This window comes from Hydrogenophaga sp. (genome assembly GCF_051007235.1).
Lineage (GTDB): Bacteria > Pseudomonadota > Gammaproteobacteria > Burkholderiales > Burkholderiaceae_C > Hydrogenophaga.
In genome coordinates this window covers 1-19625 of the sequence record NZ_JBPCSJ010000380.1, presented here as the reverse complement: position 1 = coordinate 19625, position 19625 = coordinate 1, and the positions used below count along the sequence as shown (strand labels likewise).

22 protein-coding genes are annotated in these 19625 nt (G+C 66.3%); 15 read left to right on the top strand and 7 right to left on the bottom strand.

The genetic code is table 11. The features are described 5' to 3' along the window. From hflX to ACR2JA_RS13635, 9 genes are all read left to right on the top strand, one after another. On the top strand, positions 1–691 hold a 691-nt coding region (hflX, locus tag ACR2JA_RS13675), incomplete at its 5' end, for a GTPase HflX (protein WP_434009630.1). A gap of 44 nt (positions 692–735) precedes the next feature. After that, positions 736–2103, top strand: a complete 1368-nt coding sequence (hflK, locus tag ACR2JA_RS13670) for an FtsH protease activity modulator HflK (protein ID WP_434009629.1) — start codon at positions 736–738, stop codon at positions 2101–2103. Between the two features lie 14 nt (positions 2104–2117). Next, positions 2118–3005 carry a protease modulator HflC gene (hflC, locus tag ACR2JA_RS13665; RefSeq protein WP_434009628.1) on the top strand — a complete coding sequence of 296 codons (888 nt, stop codon included), beginning with the start codon at positions 2118–2120 and terminating at the stop codon, positions 3003–3005. 10 nt (positions 3006–3015) lie between these two features. After that, a complete protein-coding gene (locus tag ACR2JA_RS13660) occupies positions 3016–3201 on the top strand; it encodes a DUF2065 domain-containing protein (protein WP_434009627.1) in 186 nt (61 codons plus the stop codon). Positions 3202–3287: 86 nt separating this feature from the next. Beyond that, entirely contained in the window at positions 3288–4454 is a 1167-nt protein-coding gene (locus ACR2JA_RS13655) for an ATP phosphoribosyltransferase regulatory subunit (RefSeq protein ID WP_434009626.1), read from the top strand. Between the two features lie 13 nt (positions 4455–4467). After that, positions 4468–5856 carry an adenylosuccinate synthase gene (locus tag ACR2JA_RS13650; protein ID WP_434009625.1) on the top strand — a complete coding sequence of 463 codons (1389 nt, stop codon included), beginning with the start codon at positions 4468–4470 and terminating at the stop codon, positions 5854–5856. 58 nt (positions 5857–5914) lie between these two features. Beyond that, complete coding sequence (locus ACR2JA_RS13645; protein WP_434009624.1) at positions 5915–6439, top strand: phosphoribosyltransferase; 525 nt, start codon at positions 5915–5917, stop codon at positions 6437–6439. 85 nt (positions 6440–6524) lie between these two features. Next, complete coding sequence (locus tag ACR2JA_RS13640; protein ID WP_434009623.1) at positions 6525–7709, top strand: cystathionine beta-lyase; 1185 nt, start codon at positions 6525–6527, stop codon at positions 7707–7709. Between the two features lie 30 nt (positions 7710–7739). Continuing rightward, positions 7740–7934 carry a hypothetical protein gene (locus tag ACR2JA_RS13635; RefSeq protein WP_434009622.1) on the top strand — a complete coding sequence of 65 codons (195 nt, stop codon included), beginning with the start codon at positions 7740–7742 and terminating at the stop codon, positions 7932–7934. On the opposite strand, the gene mnmH is transcribed toward ACR2JA_RS13635, so the two are convergent. Together mnmH and ACR2JA_RS13625 are read right to left on the bottom strand one after the other, a co-directional pair. Beyond that, positions 7931–9007: a tRNA 2-selenouridine(34) synthase MnmH gene (mnmH, locus tag ACR2JA_RS13630; RefSeq protein ID WP_434009621.1), complete on the bottom strand. Its 1077-nt coding sequence runs from the start codon at positions 9005–9007 to the stop codon at positions 7931–7933. The two genes, ACR2JA_RS13635 and mnmH, sit on opposite strands and share 4 nt — an antisense overlap. 19 nt (positions 9008–9026) lie before the next feature. Next, complete coding sequence (locus ACR2JA_RS13625) at positions 9027–9671, bottom strand: arylesterase (RefSeq protein ID WP_434009620.1); 645 nt, start codon at positions 9669–9671, stop codon at positions 9027–9029. 29 nt (positions 9672–9700) lie between these two features. Here ACR2JA_RS13625 and ACR2JA_RS13620 point away from each other — a divergent pair, with 29 nt between their 5' ends. The 4 genes from ACR2JA_RS13620 (at position 9701) to ACR2JA_RS13605 (ending at position 12331) form a co-directional block, all read left to right on the top strand. Further along, positions 9701–10402, top strand: coding sequence for an ABC transporter ATP-binding protein (locus ACR2JA_RS13620; RefSeq protein WP_434009619.1), 702 nt, complete (start codon positions 9701–9703; stop codon positions 10400–10402). 92 nt (positions 10403–10494) lie between these two features. Next, positions 10495–11241, top strand: coding sequence for a 23S rRNA (guanosine(2251)-2'-O)-methyltransferase RlmB (gene rlmB / locus ACR2JA_RS13615; RefSeq protein ID WP_434009618.1), 747 nt, complete (start codon positions 10495–10497; stop codon positions 11239–11241). 7 nt (positions 11242–11248) lie between these two features. Then, entirely contained in the window at positions 11249–11977 is a 729-nt protein-coding gene (locus ACR2JA_RS13610; RefSeq protein ID WP_434009617.1) for an SIR2 family NAD-dependent protein deacylase, read from the top strand. Beyond that, positions 11978–12331 carry a hypothetical protein gene (locus ACR2JA_RS13605; protein ID WP_434009616.1) on the top strand — a complete coding sequence of 118 codons (354 nt, stop codon included), beginning with the start codon at positions 11978–11980 and terminating at the stop codon, positions 12329–12331. 6 nt (positions 12332–12337) lie between these two features. Here ACR2JA_RS13605 and ACR2JA_RS13600 read toward each other — a convergent pair whose 3' ends face one another. Together ACR2JA_RS13600 and ACR2JA_RS13595 are read right to left on the bottom strand one after the other, a co-directional pair. Then, entirely contained in the window at positions 12338–12934 is a 597-nt protein-coding gene (locus ACR2JA_RS13600; RefSeq protein WP_434009615.1) for a chromate transporter, read from the bottom strand. Next, entirely contained in the window at positions 12931–13539 is a 609-nt protein-coding gene (locus ACR2JA_RS13595) for a chromate transporter (protein WP_434009614.1), read from the bottom strand. The genes ACR2JA_RS13600 and ACR2JA_RS13595 overlap by 4 nt, the downstream gene beginning before the upstream one ends. A 203-nt stretch (positions 13540–13742) precedes the next feature. On the opposite strand from ACR2JA_RS13595, the gene ACR2JA_RS13590 reads away from it, so the two are divergent. Further along, positions 13743–14483 (top strand): hypothetical protein, encoded by a 741-nt coding sequence (locus tag ACR2JA_RS13590; protein WP_434009613.1) that lies wholly within the window; start codon positions 13743–13745, stop codon positions 14481–14483. Positions 14484–14500: 17 nt separating this feature from the next. Here the strand turns inward: ACR2JA_RS13590 and fabG are convergent, their stop codons facing one another. From fabG to ACR2JA_RS13575, 3 genes are all read right to left on the bottom strand, one after another. After that, on the bottom strand, positions 14501–15244 hold the full coding sequence (gene fabG, locus ACR2JA_RS13585; protein WP_434009612.1) for a 3-oxoacyl-ACP reductase FabG: 744 nt from the start codon (positions 15242–15244) through the stop codon (positions 14501–14503). 104 nt (positions 15245–15348) lie between these two features. Continuing rightward, positions 15349–17520, bottom strand: a complete 2172-nt coding sequence (locus ACR2JA_RS13580) for a 3-hydroxyacyl-CoA dehydrogenase NAD-binding domain-containing protein (protein WP_434009611.1) — start codon at positions 17518–17520, stop codon at positions 15349–15351. A 21-nt stretch (positions 17521–17541) separates the two neighbouring features. Then, complete coding sequence (locus ACR2JA_RS13575; RefSeq protein ID WP_434009610.1) at positions 17542–18747, bottom strand: acetyl-CoA C-acetyltransferase; 1206 nt, start codon at positions 18745–18747, stop codon at positions 17542–17544. A 191-nt stretch (positions 18748–18938) separates the two neighbouring features. On the opposite strand from ACR2JA_RS13575, the gene ACR2JA_RS13570 reads away from it, so the two are divergent. Beyond that, positions 18939–19625, top strand: a 687-nt coding sequence (locus ACR2JA_RS13570; protein WP_434009609.1) for an acyl-CoA dehydrogenase family protein, incomplete at its 3' end; no start/stop codon positions are given.

The window sequence follows — 19625 nt, the reverse complement described above, 5'->3', positions numbered from 1 at the left end:
GCTCGATCGGCGAATGATCAACGACGCCGTCAAGCGCACCAAAGAGCGGCTGGAAAAAGTCAAGAAACAGCGTGCGACCCAGCGCCGGCAGCGCGACCGGCGCGATGCGTTCACCATCTCGCTGGTGGGCTACACCAACGCGGGCAAGTCCTCGCTGTTCAATGCCTTGGTCAAAGCGCGTGCCTACGCTGCCGACCAGCTGTTTGCCACGCTGGACACCACCACGCGGCAGCTGTACCTGGGCGAGGCGGGGCGTTCGGTCTCGCTGTCCGATACCGTGGGTTTTATTCGCGACCTGCCGCACGGCTTGGTCGACGCCTTTGCGGCAACCTTGCAGGAAGCGGCCGATGCCGACCTGCTCCTGCACGTGGTGGACGCGTCCAACCCGGCCCACCCCGAGCAGATCGCTTCAGTGATGGGTGTGCTCAAGGACATTGGAGCCGATCAGGTGTCGCAGATCCTGGTCTTCAACAAGCTCGACGCCATGGACCCCGCCGCGGTGCCCCGCGTGCTGAGCGATGCCATGGAACTGCAGGGGCAGTCGGTGGCTCGTATCTTCGTGAGTGCGCAGACCGGAGAGGGTGTGCCCGAGTTGCGCCGCCTGCTGGCTGAGCGCGTGCTGGCCTCGGCCGCTGCGCATGACCCGGATACCCCGGGGGTGTTGGACGCCCCGCGGAGCGATGAGCCCTGATTGGGCACAATGTGGTGGTTTTGAATCGAACGAGCTTTCAACACATGGATGTCAACCTGCAATCTCCTCGCGCCCATGCCGCGCCGCGTCCAAGTCCGCTGAACCGGGCCTTGCGCCGACTGCTGGGCGTGTTCAACCTGAACGACCCCCGCTGGGGCAGGGGTGAAGAGGGCGGTGGTGCGGACAAGCCGCAGCAGCCCAGCGCCGGTGACGACAACGGCCGTCAGCCGACGCGCCCGCAGCGCCCACAAGGAGCCAACCAGGGGCCTCCGGATCTGGATGAACTCTGGCGCGACTTCAACCGCAAGCTCGGCGGTCTGCTCGGTGGCAAGGGCGGTGGTGGGCAAGGTTCCGGCGGCGGTTCTCCTGGCTTCAACCCCAGTCCCAAGACCACCGGTATCGGGGTCGGCTTGATCGCCGGTGTCGCGGTACTGATCTGGCTGGGCACGGGCTTCTTCATCGTGCAGGAAGGCCAGCAGGCCGTCATCACACAATTCGGTCGTTACCACAGCACCGTGGGTGCGGGCTTCCAATGGCGCCTGCCGTACCCGGTGCAACGCCATGAAACCGTGTTCGTCACGCAGTTGCGTTCGGTGGACGTGGGGCGCGACGCCATCGTTCCGGCCACCGGTCTGCGCGAGTCGTCCATGTTGACCGAGGACGAGAACATCGTCGACATCAAGTTCGTTGTGCAGTACCGCCTCAAAGACGCACGCGAGTATCTGTTCGAGAGCCGCGACCCCGACGGCGCCGTTGTCAAGGCGGCCGAGACCGCTGTGCGTGAGGTGGTGGGCAAAATGAAGATGGACGCCGCGCTGGTGGAAGAGCGTGACCAGATCGCACCCCGCGTGCGGCAGCTGATGCAGACCATCCTGGACCGCTACAGCGTCGGCATCGCGGTGGAAAGCGTCAACCTTCAGCTGGTGCGCCCGCCCGAGCAGGTGCAGGCCGCGTTTGACGATGTGCTCAAGGCCGGCCAGGAGCGCAACCGTGCCAAGGATGAGGCCCAGGCCTATGCGAACGACGTCATCCCCCGCGCCCGCGGCGCAGCGTCGCGTCTGAACGAAGAGGCCGAGGGTTACCGGGCACGCATCGTGGCGCAGGCCGAAGGCGATGCGCAGCGTTTCCGCTCGGTGCTGGCCGAATACCAGAAGGCTCCCCAGGTCACGCGTGATCGCATGTACGTGGACACGATGAAAGAGGTGTTCAGCAACGTGACCAAGGTCATGGTGGACTCCAAGTCCGGCTCCAATCTGCTGTACCTGCCGCTGGACAAGATCATGCAGATGACCAGCGCTGGGTCAACCGCGGCGCCGGTGGCGAGCAGCGTTCCCGCGCCCGCCGCGACGACCACGGCGCCCGCTGCCAATCCGAACAACAACGCCCGCTCGCGCGAGCGTGAGAGCCGCTGAGCCAGGGATCGATCATGAACAGACTGGGATTTGTCATCACTTCCGTGCTCGTGGCGCTGGCCTTGGGCAGCTCCATGCTTTTTGTTGTGGATCAGCGCCAGTTCGGGGTGCTGTTCCAGCTCGGGCAGATCAAGCAGGTCGTCACCGAACCGGGCCTGAACTTCAAGCTGCCGCCGCCGTTCCAGAACGTGTCATACATCGACAAGCGTCTGCTGACGCTGGAGAGCAACGACACCGAGCCCTCGCTGACCGCAGAGAAGCAGCGCGTGGTCATCGATTGGTATGTGCGCTGGCGCATCAGCGATCCGCAGGCCTACATCCGCAACGTCGGCCTTAACGAAGGCGCGGGTGCGCTGCAGCTCAACCGCGTGGTCCGCAACTCCTTCCAGCAGGAAGTGAACAAGCGCACCCTCAAGGAACTGCTGGCTACCGGGCGTGAGGCCTTGATGGAAGACGTCAAGAAGGAAGTGCTCGAAGCCGTGCGAGGGGCTGAAAAGCCCTGGGGCATGGACGTGGTGGACGTGCGCATCACGCGCGTGGATTACGCCGAGAGCATCACCGCGTCGGTCTACCAGCGCATGGAGGCCGAGCGCAAGCGAGTGGCCAACGAACTGCGCTCCACCGGTTTTGCCGAAGGCGAAAAAATTCGCGCCGATGCCGACCGCCAGCGGGAAGTGATCGTGGCCGAGGCCTACAAGAAGGCCCAGACCATCAAGGGTGAGGGCGATGCCAAGGCCGCGGCGGCGTACAGCGAGTCGTTCGGCAAGGACCCGTCCTTCGCCCAGTTCTACCGCAGCCTGGATGCGTACAAGTCCAGCTTTGGCAGCAAGTCCGACGTGATGGTGGTGGACCCGTCGTCGGAGTTCTTCAAGGCCATGCGCGGCAGCGGTTCTGGCAAGTGAGCCGGCGCCGGTGAGCGAACTGCTCTGGCCAGCACTGGCGCTGGTCCTGATCTTCGAAGGGCTGTTGCCCTTCGTGGCGCCGTCGACATGGCGGCGTGTGTTCACGCAAATGCTCCAGCTGGAGGACGGGCAGATCCGGTTTTTCGGGTTGCTGTGCGTGTTGTCCGGCCTGCTGCTGTGGTGGGCCGTCGCCTGATCGTTTGACGTTTGGCGGTACTGGCTGGCGGGGAGCGTTCCGCGCCCCGGTAAAATGCCGCTTTTAACAGCCATCCCCTCATGCCCATGTCTGCCTGGGTCCTCCCGGACCACATTGCCGATGTCCTGCCTTCCGAGGCGCGCCACATCGAGGAACTTCGCAGGGGTTTGCTGGACACAGCGCGTGGCTACGGCTACGAACTGGTCATGCCGCCGCTGCTGGAGCACCTGGAATCGCTGCTCACCGGCACCGGTGAAGCCCTCGACCTTCAGACCTTCAAACTGGTGGACCAGCTGTCAGGCCGCACGCTGGGCCTGCGCGCCGACAGCACGCCTCAAGTCGCCCGCATCGACGCCCACTTGCTCAACCGCCAGGGAGTGGCCCGTCTGAGTTACTGCGGCCCGGTGGTGCATACGCGCATCGACCGTGCCTTTGCCAGCCGCGAACCTCTGCAATTCGGTGCCGAGATCTATGGCCACGCCGGTCTGGAAGCAGATCTCGAAATCCTCGAACTCGCACGGGCCTGCCTGCAGCAGTCGGGTGTGCAGGGCCTGCAGCTGGACATGGCCGATGTGCGCGTGATCGACGCCGTGCTGGCCCCGGTGGCGCTGGAGGCTTCGCGTGTCAGCGCCATCCACTCCGCTCTCGCATCCAAAGACGTGGCCGAGCTGCAGGCGCTGTCGGCCGACCTGCCCGAGGGCGTGCGCGCCGACCTGTGCGCGCTGCCTGGGCTGTTCGGCGGCGTGGCTGTCATCGACCAGGCGCGCCGCACCCTGACCGCTTCACCAGCCCTGAGCGCCGCGTTGGACAACCTGGCCTGGCTGGCCGCCCAGGTGCAAGGCATGGACGTGTCCATCGACCTGGCCGACCTGCGCGGCTACGCCTACTACACCGGCATGCGCTTTGCCGTGTTCGCCCGCGATACGCAGGGCGACGCGGTGGAGCTGGCCCGTGGTGGCCGCTACGACGAGGTGGGCGCGGTGTTTGGCCGCAAGCGCCCCGCGGTCGGTTTCAGCCTGGACCTCAAGGAGCTTGTCTCGGCCGTGGCGCCACGTCCGCTGGAAGGCGCCATCCGCGCGCCTTGGGGCATGGACGCTGCGCTGCGCGAAGCCATTGCGCAGCTGCGATCGGCCGGACACACCGTGGTGTGTGTGCTGCCGGGCCACGAACACGAAGTGGACGAGTTCGATTGCGATCGTGAACTGGTGCAGGTGCCCGCCGACGGCGGTGTCTGGACCCTGAAGAACCTTTAACCGGAATCAGCAGATGACGAAGAACAGCAGCGCCGTGGTCCCCGGGCGCAACGTGGTGGTGGTCGGTACCCAGTGGGGCGACGAGGGCAAGGGCAAGCTGGTCGACTGGCTGACCGAAACAGCGCAAGGCGTGGTGCGATTCCAGGGTGGCCACAACGCTGGCCACACGCTGGTGATCAACGGCGTCAAGACCGCGCTGCACCTCATCCCCAGCGGCATCATGCGCGCCGGCGTCAAGTGCTACATCGGCAATGGCGTAGTGCTGTCGGTGGGCAAGCTGTTTGAAGAAATCGCCGGATTGGAAAAAGCCGGTGTCGAGGTGCGTTCGCGCCTGCGCGTGAGCGAGGGCTGCCCGCTGATCCTGCCGTTCCACGCCGCCATCGACGTGGCGCGCGAAGCCGCCAAGGTCAAGGCCGGCGCCGAGAAGATCGGCACCACCGGTCGCGGCATCGGTCCAGCCTACGAAGACAAAATCGCCCGCCGTGCGCTGCGCGTGATGGACCTGAAATACCCCGAGCGCTTTGCCACCAAGCTGCGCGAGCTGCTGGCCCTGCACAACCATGTGCTCAAGACCTGGCTGCACTCGGCCGACATGGCCTGGGATGAGAAGACCCTGTCGTACATGAAGGACGGCGAGATCCAGTTCGAGCCGGTGTACGCGGAAGCCATGGCGCAGGCCGAGCAGCTCAAGCCCATGATCGCCGACGTCTCGCGCGAACTGAACGCAGCCCACCAGGCAGGCGTGAATCTGCTGTTCGAAGGCGCACAGGGCACGCTGCTGGACATCGACCACGGCACCTATCCCTTCGTCACGTCGAGCAACTGCGTGGCCGGCAACGCGGCCGCCGGTGCCGGCGTTGGCCCGAGCCTGCTGCACTACGTGCTGGGCATCACCAAGGCTTATTGCACCCGTGTGGGCGGTGGTCCGTTCCCGACCGAACTGGAGTGGGAAAAGGAAGGCACACCGGGCTGGCACATGAGCACCGTGGGCGCCGAAAAGGGTGTGACCACCGGTCGTTCGCGCCGCTGTGGCTGGTTCGATGCCGCTTTGCTCAAGCGCTCTGCGCAGGTCAACGGTCTGACCGGACTGTGCATCACCAAGCTGGACGTGCTCGACGGTCTGACCGAACTCAAGCTGTGCACCGGTTACGAGCTGGATGGCGAAGTCATCGACATCCTGCCCGCTGGTGCCGATGAGATCTCGCGCTGCAAGCCGATCTACGAAACGTTGCCGGGCTGGACCGAAACCTCCGTGGGCGCCACGCGCTACGAGGACCTGCCGGTCAACGCCCAGCGCTACCTGGACCGCATCCAGGAAACCACCGGTGTGCCGATCCATGTGGTCTCCACCAGTCCGGACCGCGACCACACCATCCTGATCCAGCATCCGTACCACGCCTGATGCCACCGGCACAGGCGTTGAGTCAGAATCAAAACACCCCACCCAACCCGGAGCCCCCATGCTGACCGAAGACGGCAAACACCTCTACGTGTCCTACGACGAGTACCACAACCTCATCGAGAAGCTTGCGCTCAAGGTCTATCACTCGGGCTGGGAGTTCGACACCATCCTGTGCCTGGCCCGTGGCGGCATGCGCCCGGGTGACATCCTCTCGCGCATCTTTGACAAGCCGCTGGCCATCATGTCCACCAGCTCGTACCGCGCGAATGCCGGCACGGAGCAGGGCAACCTGGACATCGCCCGCTACATCACCACACCCAAGGGTGAAATCGCAGGCAAGGTGCTGCTGGTGGACGACCTGGCCGACTCTGGTCATACGCTGCGCGCGGTCATCGACACGCTCAAGAATCACTACAAGCCCATCACCGAGCTGCGCAGCGCCGTGATCTGGACCAAGCAGGTCTCGGTGTTCACGCCGGACTATTCGGTGGAGTTCCTGCCCACCAACCCCTGGATACACCAGCCCTTCGAGAGCTACGACGCCATGCGCCCGGCGCAGCTCCTGGAAAAGTGGAAGCTGTGAACCAGGCCCCCACGCTCCACCGCTGCGCGGGTCACTGCCCCCCGAGGGGGCGCGTTTCGGCTTGGGGCGGCCCGGCGCCGAAACCATGAGCGATCTCTCCACCCAGCTGATCCACCACCGCTATCGCCCGCCGGAGGGCTTTGACGCCGTCGCGCCCGGCGTGCACAAGGCGTCCACCGTCATCTTCCCCAACGTCCACGCCCTGCGCACGCAGGAGTGGACGGACACGAGCGGCTACACCTACGGCCTGCACGGCACGCCCACCACCTTCACGTTAGAGGAACGCATCGCCACCATTGAAGGCGGCACCCATTGCGTGCTGGCCCCCAGCGGTCTTTCGGCCTTGTCACTGGTGGATATGGCTTTCTTGCAGCAGGGCGACGAGCTGCTGATCCCTGACAACGCCTACGGCCCGAACAAGGCTTTCGCCAGTGTTGAGCTCGCGCGCTGGGGCATCGTGCACCGGTTCTACGACCCGCTGGACCCGGCCGATCTGGCCGCCAAGATCGGCCCTGCGACGCGCCTGGTGTGGTTGGAAGCTCCGGGCTCGATCACGCTCGAGTTTCCAGACCTTCCGGCCCTGGTGGCCGTGGTTCGCGAGTCCAATGCCGGCCGGCAGCGACCCATCGTCACGGCGCTGGACAACACTTGGGGTGCTGGCATCGCGTTCAACGCGTTCGAGCTGGGCGTGGACGTGTCGATGCAGGCGCTCACCAAGTACCCCAGCGGCGGTGCCGATGTGCTGATGGGGTCGGTCGTCACTCGCGACCGTGCGTTGCACCAGCAGCTGCTCATGACCCACATGCGCCTGGGCCTGGGCGTGAGCGGCAACGACACCGAACTGGTGTTGCGGGGTCTGAACACCATGCCTCTGCGCTACGCCGCGCAGGACGCGGCCACACGCGAACTGGCCTCGTGGATGCAGGCGCAAGCAGGCGTGGCCCAGGTGCTGCACCCGGCCTTGCCCGGCTCGCCTGGGCACGACGCATGGCAACGCGATGCGAAGGCCGCGGCCTGTCTGTTCAGCGTGGTGTTTGACGAACGCTTCGCTCAGGCGCAGATTGACGCCTTCTGCGATCAGTTGCGCCTGTTCAAGCTGGGCTGGAGCTGGGCCGGTCCCATCAGCCTGTGCGCACCCTACAACGTGCCGTCCATTCGCACGCAAGCCTGGCCCCACCGGGGCGGTCTGGTGCGCTTTGCCGTCGGGCTGGAGTCGGTAGACGACCTGCGGGCCGATCTGGCGCAGGCGCTGGCTACACTCCCGCTCTGACCGATTTTCAACCCCCACCGAAAGACTGTTTTGGCCACTCCCAACTACGGATACGAAAAACGCCAGCGCGAGCTCGCCAAGAAGAAGAAGAAAGAAGAGAAGCTCAAGGCCAAGGCCGAAGGCAAGCGCCATGGCGATGCCCCTGATGGAATGGGCGACGAAGCCGGGAGCCAGCCCGATGCTGCTGAAGGTGGCGCACCTGCGGGTGACGCGGCCGCCGATTAAGCCGTTGTCGAGGGCGGCTTTTCGTCCAGCAGCGACCTAGCCCGTTCCGACAAGGCCTCAGGCGAGCGGTCTTTCAGCACGCAGGGCAGGGCGTTGCCGTACTGCTTGAAATTGCGCTCGATGGACTGCGCGTACATGGGGTCATAGTGCCGGGTCAGCAAATCCAGCACCACCTCAGCGGTCTCACCCGCCTTCACCTTTTCAATCCACTCGCCCACCACGGCCTTGCCGCGCAGCTCGGTCAGCGCTTCCAGCCGCTGGCAGAAGAAATCCGGGTCTTTCACGAAGAAATCGTAGTCCTCCAGCAGCAGGGCCACCCTTTCCTCGTCGCTCAGTTGCAGGTCGATGCAGGGGCTCTCGCGCATCGCTTCGATCAGGGCGTCGGGCACGCGCACATTGCCCACCTTCTTGCTTTCGCTTTCCACGAACACCGGGCGTGCCGGGTCGAAGCGCTGCAGGGCGTCCCAGATCAGGCTGTCAAAGCGCTTCTGGCTGGGTTGTTCCACACCAGGGATGTGGCCCAGCACCGAGCTGCGGTGGTTGGCCAGTGCTTCCAGATCCAGCACCTGTGCACCTTCGGCGGCCAGCGCCTGCAGCAGGCGCGTCTTGCCGCTGCCGGTGGGGCCGCAGACCACGCGGTAGTGCAGGCGCTGGGCCAGGCGGGGAATGTCGTCCACCAGCGCGGCGCGCCAGGCTTTGTAGCCGCCTTCGATGAGCGTGACGTTGAAGCCGATGGCACCCAGGATGGTGGCCAGCGCGCCGCTGCGGTTGCCCCCGCGCCAGCAGTACACCAGCGGTTTCCAGCCCTTGGGTTTGTCCAGCACCTCGCGTTCGATGTGAGCCGCGATGTTGCGGGCCGACAGGGCCGCGCCGCGCTTCTTGGCCTCGAAGGCGTTGACCTGCTTGTACATCGTGCCGATGGTGATGCGCTCTGCGTTGTCCAGCGTGGGCCAGTTGACGGCGCCGGGCACGGGGTCAAGGGCGTGCTCGTCCTCGGTGCGGGCATCGATGATGGCGTCGAACGTGGCCAGGCGCGTGAGCGCTTCGGTGGCGGGCAGGTTGTGAACGGGCATGCGGGGATTATCCGCGCCGTCACTTGGGCAACAGTTTGCGCAGCTCGGGCCAGACGTTGGCCAGCATCAACGGGTGGGCGGCTTCGTTGGGGTGGATGCGGTCACTCTGGAATAGCTTGAGTGGCTCGGGGCCATCGGCCACGCCTTTGAGGAAGAAAGGCACCAGGCCTGTCTTCTCGGTCTTGGCGACGCCGCTGAACACGTCCCGGAATTCCTGCGCGTACTTCGCGCCGTAGTTGGGCGGCATTTCCATGCCCACCAGCAGCACCTTTGCACCGGCCTCGCGCGCGGCGCGGGCCATGGCGGTGAGGTTCTCGCGCGTCATGTTCAGCGGCAGGCCGCGCAGGGCGTCGTTGCCGCCCAGCTCGATGACCACCACCGCAGGCTGGTGCTGCTTGAGCAGGGCCGGCAGGCGCGAGCGGCCGCCCGAAGTGGTGTCGCCGCTGACGCTGGCGTTGACCACGCGGGCCGGAACTTTCTCTTTCGTCAGCCGCTCCTGCAACAGGGCGGCCCAGCCGCTGCCGCGCTTGAGGCCGTATTCGGCGCTCAGCGAGTCGCCCACGATCAGCACAACGGCTTCTGTTTTCGCCTCTGCCCAGGCTGCCGCGCTTGACCCCAGCGCCAGGCTGGCCGCGAGCAGGGCGTTAAAGTGACGACGTTCCAAAACCTCTTCCTTTCATCCGATCCGACCACATGACCGCAGCCCCCCACGAGCCGATGATCACCGTGCAGCACGTCTTCAAGTCGGTGAGCGATGCCACCGGCGCGCTGGACATTCTGCGCGACATTCACTTTTCGCTCGCCCGTGGGGAAACCGCTGCCATCGTGGGCGCTTCGGGGTCGGGCAAGAGCACGCTGCTGTCCATCATCGCGGGCTTGGATACGCCTTCGAAGGGAACGGTTCACATCGACGGCGCCGACTTGTTTGCGCTGGACGAGGACCAGCGCGCCGCGCTGCGGGCGCAGAAGGTGGGCTTTGTGTTCCAGAGCTTCCAGCTGCTGGCGAACCTGACCGCGCTGGAGAACGTGATGCTGCCGCTGGAACTGGCCGGCCGGCGCGATGCCCGCAGCGCCGCCACCGCCATGTTGCAGCGTGTGGGCCTGGGCGAGCGGCTGGGGCATTACCCCAAGGTGCTCTCGGGCGGCGAGCAGCAGCGCGTGGCGCTGGCGCGGGCCTTTGTGGTGCAGCCGGCCGTGCTGCTGGCCGACGAACCCACGGGCAGCCTGGACTTCGCGACCGGCGAGCGGGTGATGGAACTGATGTTCGAGCTCAATCGCGAGCAGGGCACGACCCTGGTGCTGGTCACGCACGACCGCGGCATCGCGGCGCGCTGCGAACGGCGCATCACCATCGAGGCTGGGCGGGCTACCGAGCTGGCCGACGCGGCTGCCTGACGCTCCCGGCCGCGCGGGCGAGTGGCATCCGCTGGCGCTCATGACGGCTCATCTTGGGCGGCCCGCCGGGTGGGGCAGGGGATAATCGCCCAATGTCTTCTCCCAAAGTGCTGTTCGGCTTCCACGCCGTGGGCGTGCGTCTGAAAACCGCGCCGCAATCCATCGTCGAAATCTACTTCGAGCCCACGCGCCGCGATGCGCGCATGCGGCAGTTCATTGACCGCGTCAAGGAAGCCGGCGTGCGCCTGATCGAGGCCGATGGACTGCGCATCGCCAAGCTGGCCGGCAGCCATGGCCACCAGGGTGTGGCCGCGCGGGTGCAGGAACTGCCCCAGGTGCGTTCGCTCGACGAACTGCTCGAAGGCCTGGAGGCCGAAGGCAAGGCGCCGCTGTTGCTGGTGCTGGACGGCATCACCGACCCGCACAACCTGGGCGCCTGCCTGCGCGTGGCCGATGGTGCCGGCGCGCATGCCGTGATCGCCCCGAAGGACCACGCAGCCGGCATCAACGCCACCGTGGCCAAGGTGGCCAGCGGTGCGGCCGAGACCATGCCGTACTTCATGGTGACCAACCTCGCGCGCACCCTGAACGAGCTCAAGGAACGCAACATCTGGATCATCGGCACCAGCGACGACGCGCCCAAGACGCTGTACCAAGTGGACCTGAAAGTGCCGGTGGCCCTGGTGCTGGGCGCCGAAGGCGACGGCATGCGTCAGCTCACCCGCAAGACCTGCGACGAGTTGGTGGGCATCCCCATGGCCGGTGCGGTGGAAAGCCTGAACGTGTCGGTGGCCAGCGGCGTCTGCCTCTACGAAGCCCTTCGTCAACGCACCGCGTGAGTCGCCCATGAGCGGTCCGGTGGTGCGCCAGTGGATCTGCGAGGCACGCCACATTGCGGTGCTGACCGGCGCGGGCATGAGCGCCGAATCCGGCGTGCCCACGTTTCGCGATGCCCAGACGGGCCTGTGGGCGCAGTTCAACCCGCAGGACCTGGCGACCGAAGACGCCTTCCGCGCCCACCCGCAGCGCGTGTGGGACTGGTACCAGTTCCGGCGTGAGCTGGTGCGCGGGGTGCAGCCCAACGCCGGCCACCATGCCTTGGCCAGCGTTGCTCAACGCCACCCCGGGCGCCTGAGCCTGATCACCCAGAACGTGGACGATCTGCACCAGCGCGCCGGTCATGCCGATGCCATTGCCCTGCACGGCGCACTGCTGCAAGACCGCTGGCTGGACATTCCGCGGGCCTGCTGCTCGGTGGACGCGCTCGAAGATGGCCACCCGCCGCGTTGCCCGGTCTGCGGCAACCTGCGCCGTCCGGCGGTGGTCTGGTTTGGTGAACACCTGCCTCCCGATGCGCTGGCCGCAGCCGAGGCGGCCGTGCAGGCCTGCGATCTGATGCTGGTGATCGGCACCTCGGGTGTCCTCTACCCGGCGGCGGGACTGGTGTTGGGTGCGCACCAGCGCGGTGTGAGGGTTGTCATCATCAACCCGGAGCCCACCGACCTGGACCCGGTGGCCGATGTGGTGCTGCGCGAGCGCGCGGCACAATGCCTGCCATCACTGTTGGAGGATTGAATGACACACACGAACACCCGCCGCGTTGCGCTGACCCTGGTGGTGCTGGGCGCCAGCCTGCTGGCCGCCTGCACCCAGGAGCAGCAGAACAAGATCAGCCGCGACATCCAGAACTGGACCGGCACCAACGGCGTGCTGGAGGTCTACGCGGGCGACAAGGTGGTGCGCCGCTTCCTCAAGATCGACAAGATGAGCACCGCGCTCGGCACCGATGACAATACCCCGCGGGCCTACCGCTACGGCTACGGTGTGCTGGACGAGAACCTGAACATGCAGGTGGACGACGGCGAGAAAAAAGTCTATTTCGAGATCAGCGACTACACCAACGCGGTGTTCTTCGAGAACCCGCGCTGAGCGGGGTCAGACCCAGCCCAGCGCGCCGAGCAGCGCGCCCGCGCCGATCAGCCACAGCATGTGGAGCCTGGTGCGCCAGACCAGCACGGTGGTGACCACTGTCAGCGCCCACAGCGGCCAGTCGCGCGCCGGCTGGTTGTGCGCTGCGCTCAGCAGCCAGCCGGTGGCCACCAGCAGCGCGATCACGATGGGCGCCATGCCGGTCTTGAAGGCGCGCACGGCGCGCAGTTCGCGGTTGCGGTGCGCCCAGCGCGTGGCGGTGTAGGTCAGCACCGACGAGGGCAGCATGATGGCCAGCATGGTCACCAGCACGCCCAGCAGGGCCATGCCCCAGGCCACGGCGCCGGCGGCGGGGCCACCGCCCGCGTTGAGCCCGACGTTCCAGCCCAGCAGGGCGACGAACAGCACGTTCGGCCCCGGGGCCGCCTGTGACAGCGCGATCGACGAGCTGAACTGCGCATCGCTCAGCCAGCCCTGCTGGGCCACCAGGTAGCGGTGCATGTCGGGCGCGGTGGTGATGGCGCCGCCCACCGCCAGCAGCGACAGCGAGGCGAAGTGGGTGAACAGTTCGAGCCAGTTCGACAGCGTGGGGTCCATGCTCATGCCGCTGGGCCCTCCAGCCGGCCGAGCACGCGGTAAGCCCACACACAGGCGCCGCCGCCCACGCCCAGCAGTACCCAGGCCAGCGGCCAGCGCAGCAGGGCAATCGCGATGAAGGTGAGCACTGCGAGGCCGATGCACACCGCCAGGCCCATGGCGTTCTTGTCGAGTGCTGCGATGAGCTTGATGCCGGTGGCGGTGATCAGGCCGGCGGCCACCGCGCCCATGCCGCGCAGCGCACCCTGTGCTGCTGGCAGTTCGGCCACCTGACCGTACAGCGTGGCCAGCAGCAGCACGATCACCAGCGGTGCGGCCAGCATGCCGGCCAGCGCGGCCAGGGCACCCGAGAGGCCGAAGTAGCGGCCACCGATCATCAGCGAGAGGTTCACCACGTTGGGGCCGGGCAGGATCTGGGCAACGGCCCAGTCTTCCACGAATTGCTCGCGCGTCATCCAGCGTTTTTTCTCGACCAGTTCGCGTTGCACCACGGCCAGCACGCCGCCAAAACCCTGCAGGGCCAGCCAGTTGAAGGAGAGGAACAGGTCGGTGCGGGAGCGGGGGCGCTGCGGGGCCTCGTCTGGCGAGGTGGCAGTGGGCAAGACAGACATGTGAGGATTATCGGTGGCACCCCGCCATGTCGTTGGCGGGCGGTCAAGTTGCTCACAGGCGGGCCGTGTGTGCGGTCTGTCACGCTGCTGGCCACGGGCGGACCATCGGTGGATGATCGTTCCATGGTTTGAATACTTTTGGGGTATGTTCAACGGTTGACTCGGGCCTTCCTGTGTCCGAACCCGTCCGTGTTGCCCCCACCATGAGCTGGAAGACCGCCACTTGCAACGACAACCCCGACGCCTGGCTGGGCGACGCCGATGGCGTCGAGCTGGACGGTTGTGGTTTGCGCGCGCTGGGGATGGGCCTGACGCAGACCGGTGCCCAGCCGCGTGCGCGGGCGCTGGCCCAGTTCGACCACGTGGCCCGGATACCCTTTGCCGTGTCCGATCTGGACACACGCTGCGTCCCGTCGCTGCTGCGGCATGCGCGCGAGGGAGATGGCTTCTTCAAGACCACCCTGCTGGTGCACCTGCTGCGCCTGGTGGCCGTGCCGGCGCGCATGCGCTGGGTGCAACTGGAATCTTCCTTGCTGACCCGTGGGCTGTGGGACTTCGTGCGCCTGTCCGGACAGGCCTTCGTGTACCCGCTGACCGAAGCCTTCATCGACGGTCGCTGGATCTGCACCGACGCCTACACCATGGACGCGCCCTTGCTGGCGGCGGTGCAGCGCACGCTGGACCGGCGGGGCTGGGAGAGTGGGTTCATGGCCCACCGCGCCGGCACCGGCCGGTGGGACGCGCGGGGCGACGCTTACCAACGCTTCGATGCCGCCGACCCGGCGGCCATGCAGGTGCAGGACCTGGGCTGCGCGCACAGCCTGGCGGACTTCACGCGCCAGCAACCGCACCGGTTCCAGGTGACCGGTGCGATGCGGCTGGCCTTTGTCTCGCAGGCCGGGCATTTCAACCAGGAGCTGGGTCAGCTGCGGCTGACACAGTAGGGGCGAACCCGCCGGACTCAGACCGACATCCCGCCCGAGACTTCGAGCACCGCGCCGTTGACGTAACTGGCCTCGTCGCTGGCCAGGAAGGCGTAGACGTTGGCGATCTCTTCGGGCTGGCCCAGTCGGCGCAGCGGCACGCGGTGTTCCATCTCTTCGATCACCTTGCCTGGGATGGTGCTGAGGATGGGCGTGCTGATGAAGCCGGGTGCCACCGCGTTGACCCGCACACCCTTGGGTCCGAGTTCACGGCTCCAGGTCTTGGTGAAGCCGATCACGCCGAACTTGGTGGCCGCGTAGTTGGTCTGGCCGAAGTTGCCGTAGATGCCGACCACGCTGGACGCGTTGAGGATCACGCCGCTGCCTTGCGCCGTCATGGTGTCTGCTACGGCCTGCGCGCAGTGGAACACGCCGCGCAGGTTGACGTCGATCACCTTGTCGAACTGCTCCAGCGTCATCTTCTGCAGGCGCGCGTCCTGCGTGATGCCCGCGTTGTTGACCAGCACGTCGATGCGACCGAAGCGCTCTTTCACCTGCGCCACCACGGCGTCCACCATCTCGCGCTGCGTCACGTCCATCACAAAGCCGACCGCGGTAACGCCTTCGGCCAGGCACAGACTCACCGCCTCGTCGACCGCCGCCCGCTTCACGTCGCAGACGATGACGGTGGCGCCTTCGCGCGCGAACTTGAGCGCGGTGGCCAGGCCGATGCCCTGGGCGGCGCCGGTGATGATGCTGATCTTGCCTTCGAGTCGTTTCATGGTGGGGTGGGAGCGTTGACAAAACGAAGCCGGCGGGCTGATGCAGCCGCCGGCCACTGAACAGAAAAGTGTAGGCGCGCCGTCTTGCGGCGCCTTGACGGGGTTCAGTACACGGGTTGGTGCTGGCGCAGGGTCGTCTTGACCGCGGCGCTCAGCACGAAGCCGTGGCCGAAGCGCGCGGCCAGTTCCGAGCAGCGCGCTTCGAACGCCTCGATGCCCTGCCCGTAGATGAACTGCAGCGCGCCGCCGGTCCAGGCCGGGAAGCCGATGCCGAAAATGGAGCCGATGTTGCCGTCGTGCACGCTGGTGAGCACACCTTCGGCCAGGCAGCGCGCGGTCTCCACCGCCTGGCGGTAGAGCAGGCGGTCTTTCACGTCCTGCAGGTCCCATGCGGCCCCGGGCTTTTCGAACAGCGTCTTCAGTTCGGGCCACAGGTGCTTCTTGCCGCCTTCGGGGTAGTCGTAGAAGCCGCCACCGGCCGCGCGGCCCGCGCGGTTGTGCTGCTTGACCATCTGTTCCACAAGTGTCTCGCCCGGTGTCGCCACGTACTGCTTTCCTTCCTGCTGGAAGTCGATACGCGTCTGTTCCAGCACGTGCACCGACAGGCTGAGGGCGGTTTCGTCCAGCACCGCCAGCGGACCGACCGGCATGCCGGCCTGCATGGCGGCGTTTTCGATCACCGGCGCCGGGATGCCTTCGCCCAGCATGGCGGCGCCTTCCATCACGAAGGTGCCGAAGGTACGGCTGGTGTAGAAGCCGCGCGAATCGTTGACGACGATGGGCAGCTTGCCCAGCGCCTGCACGTAGTCGTAGGCGCGCGCGATGGTCTCGTCGTCCGTGTCCTTGCCGCGGATGATCTCCACCAGCTTCATCTTGTCCACCGGGCTGAAGAAGTGGATGCCGACGAACTTCTTGGCATCGCGGCTGGCCTGGGCCAGGCCGGAGATCGGCAGGGTGGAGGTGTTGCTGGCGAAGAAGCCGCCCTCGGCCAGCATCGGCTCGGCTTCTTTCGTCACCATGGCTTTGAGCTCGCGCTGCTCGAACACGGCCTCGATGATCAGGTCGCAGCCCTGCAGGTCGGCGGCGCTGGCGGTCGGGGTGATCAGGCTCAGGATGCCTTGCTGCTTCTCCGCCGACATCTGGCCCTTGTCGACGCGCTTCTGGGTGAGCTTGGCGGTGGTCGACTTGCCCTTTTCAGCGGCTTCGATGCTCACATCCTTGAGCACGGTGGCGATGCCTTTGGTGGCCTGCGAGTAGGCGATGCCCGAGCCCATCATGCCGGCGCCCAGCACGCCCACCTTCTTCGGCTGGTAGCGCGGCACATCCTTCGGCCGCGACTGTCCGCCCTTGATGGCGTTCAGGTTGAAGAAGAAGGTGTTGATCATGTTGCGCGCCACGCCGCCGGTCATCAGCCCGGCCAGGTAGCGGCTTTCCACGCGCATGGCGGTGTCGAAGTCGACCATCGCACCTTCGACCATCGCGGCCAGCGCGGCTTCGGGTGCGGGGTAGAGGCCGCGCGTCTTTTGCTTGAGCACGGCCGGCGCCACGCTCAGCATGCCCGCGATCTTGGGGTTGCTCGGCGTGCCGCCAGGCATCTTGTAATCCTTGCGGTCCCACACGTGCTGGGCGGCCTCGGGCTTGCCCTGTGCTGCCTCGATGAAGGCGAGGGCGCGTGGCATCAGCTCTTCGGGCGTGGCGACCAGCTCGTGCACCACGCCGATCTTCAGCGCTTCTTCAGGACCGAACAGCTTGCTCTCCAGGATGTAGGGCTGCGCCGCCATCAGTCCCAGCACGCGGGTCATCTTGGTGATGCCGCCGCCGCCGGGGATCAGGCCCAGCGTGATCTCGGGCAGGCCGAACTGGATCTTGGGGTTGTTGACGGCGATGCGGTGGTGGCCGACCAGGGCCACTTCCCAGCCACCGCCCAGCGCCGCGCCGTTGAGGCACGACACCACGGGCACGCCCTGCGTCTCGATGGTGCGGAAGTTCTTCTTGATGCGTTCGATCTCGGTGAACACGCGCGGGCCGTCGGCCTCGGTCGAGCGCATCACGCCCTTGAGATCTGCGCCAGCGAAGAAGGTGCTCTTGGCCGAGGCCAGCACGATGCCCTTGAGCTGGGCCTTGTCCTGGAGCACCTGCGCCGCGATGGCGTCCAGGTCGTCCTGCCACTGCAGGCACATGGTGTTGACCGGCGAGCCCTGCTCGTCAAAGGTGATGGTGGCCACAGTTCCGAATGCGGCGTTGGTCAGCTCGTAGCGGATGGTTTTCGTGATCATGTTCGTGGTCTCCGCTTTCGATCAGACGCGTTCAACAATCGTCGCGATGCCCATGCCGCCGCCCACGCAGAGGGTGGCCAGACCGTAGCGTTTTCCGGTCCGGTGCAGCTCGTCGATCAGCGTGTTCAAAATCATCGCGCCGGTCGCGCCCAGCGGGTGGCCCAGCGCGATCGCGCCGCCGTTGACGTTGACTTTCTCGTGCGGCACGCCCAGCTCCTGCATGAACTTCATGGGCACGGCGGCAAAAGCCTCGTTGACCTCGAACAGGTCGATCTGGTCGATGGTCAAGCCCGCCTTGGCCAGCGCCTTGCGAGCGGCGGGCATCGGTCCCGTCAGCATGATGGTCGGGTCAGCGCCCGAGAGCGCGACCGAGACGATGCGTGCGCGCGGCGTGAAGCCGTGGGTCTTGCCCGCGGCTTCGCTGCCGATCAGGATGGCCGCCGCGCCGTCCACGATGCCCGACGAATTGCCCGCGTGGTGCACGTGGTGGATGCGCTCGACCTGCGGGTAGCGCTGCAGGGCCACGGCGTCGAAGCCCATGGCGCCCAGTTGCTCGAAGGCGGGCTTCAGGCCGCCAAGGCCTTCCATCGTTGTGCCCGGTTTGATGAACTCGTCCTGGTCCAGGATGGTCAGGCCCATCCTGTCCTTGACCGGCACCACCGAGCGGTCGAAACGGCCGGCGGCCCGTGCGGCGGTGGCGCGTTTCTGCGATTCCAACGCAAAGGCGTCCACGTCCTGGCGGGAAAAGCCGTTGAGCGTGGCGATCAGGTCAGCGCCGATGCCTTGCGGCACGAACAGGGTGGCGCTGTTGGTCTCGGGGTCCTGCGCCCAGGCGCCGCCGTCCGACCCGATGGGCACGCGGCTCATGCTCTCGACGCCGCCGGCCACCACCAGGTCTTCCCAGCCGCTGCGCACCTTCATGGCCGCCATGTTCACCGCCTCCAGGCCCGAAGCGCAGAAGCGGTTGAGCTGCACGCCCGAGCAGCGCCAGTCCCAGCCGGCCTTGAGCGCGGCCACCTTGGGAATGACGGAACCCTGTTCGCCGATGGGCGAGACCACGCCCATGACCACATCGTCCACCGCGGCCGTGTCGAGATCGTTGCGGCGTTGCAGCTCGGTCAGCAGGCCGGCCAGCAGGTTGACGGGTTTGACCTCGTGCAGGCTGCCGTCCTTCTTGCCCTTGCCGCGCGGCGTGCGGATGGCGTCGTAAACGAAGGCTTCGCTCATGACTGGCCTCCGCGGAACCGCTTCAAGGAGGCCAGCGTCCCCTTGGGGGGCAGTGAACGCATGTGAACGTGGGGGCTCATGTTGTCTCCTGTGGGATGGGGCCGGGTGGCCCGGACGATCGGATCAGTATAGACTTTCGCCAAGCAAACGCTTTGTATAAATCCATCCACCCAGTCCGAAAGGCGACAGCCATGATCGATCGCACACTGTTCAACGCCGACCACGAGGCCTTCCGCGACAGCTTCCGCCGTTTCGTGGAGAAGGAGATCACCCCGTTCCACGACAGCTGGGAAGAGCAGGGCTACGTGGACCGCGCCGTCTGGCGCGCCGCCGGCGAAAACGGTTTCCTGTGCATGACCATGCCGGAGGAATATGGTGGAGCCGGGGCCGACAAGCTGTATTCGGTGGCGCAGATGGAAGAGATCTCGCACGCCGGGGTCAGCGGCATCGGCTTCGGCCTGCACAGCGAGATCGTGGCGCCGTACATCCTGCACTACGGCACCGAAGCGCAGAAAAAGAAGTACCTGCCGCTGCTGGCCACCGGCGAGATGGTGGGCGCCATCGCCATGAGCGAGCCGGCCGCGGGCAGCGACCTGCAGGGCGTGAAGTCCACGGCGATCAAGAGCGCCGACGGCTCGCACTACGTGCTCAACGGCAGCAAGACTTTCATCACCAACGGCTGGCACGCCGACCTGGTGATCGTGGTCGCCAAGACCGACCCGGCCGCAGGCGCCAAGGGCACCAGCCTGTTCCTGGTCGAGCGCGGCATGGACGGCTTCAGCAAGGGCAAGCGCCTGAAGAAGCTGGGCATGAAGGCGCAGGACACCTCCGAGCTGTTCTTCGACAACGTGAAGGTGCCGGCGGAGAACCTCCTGGGT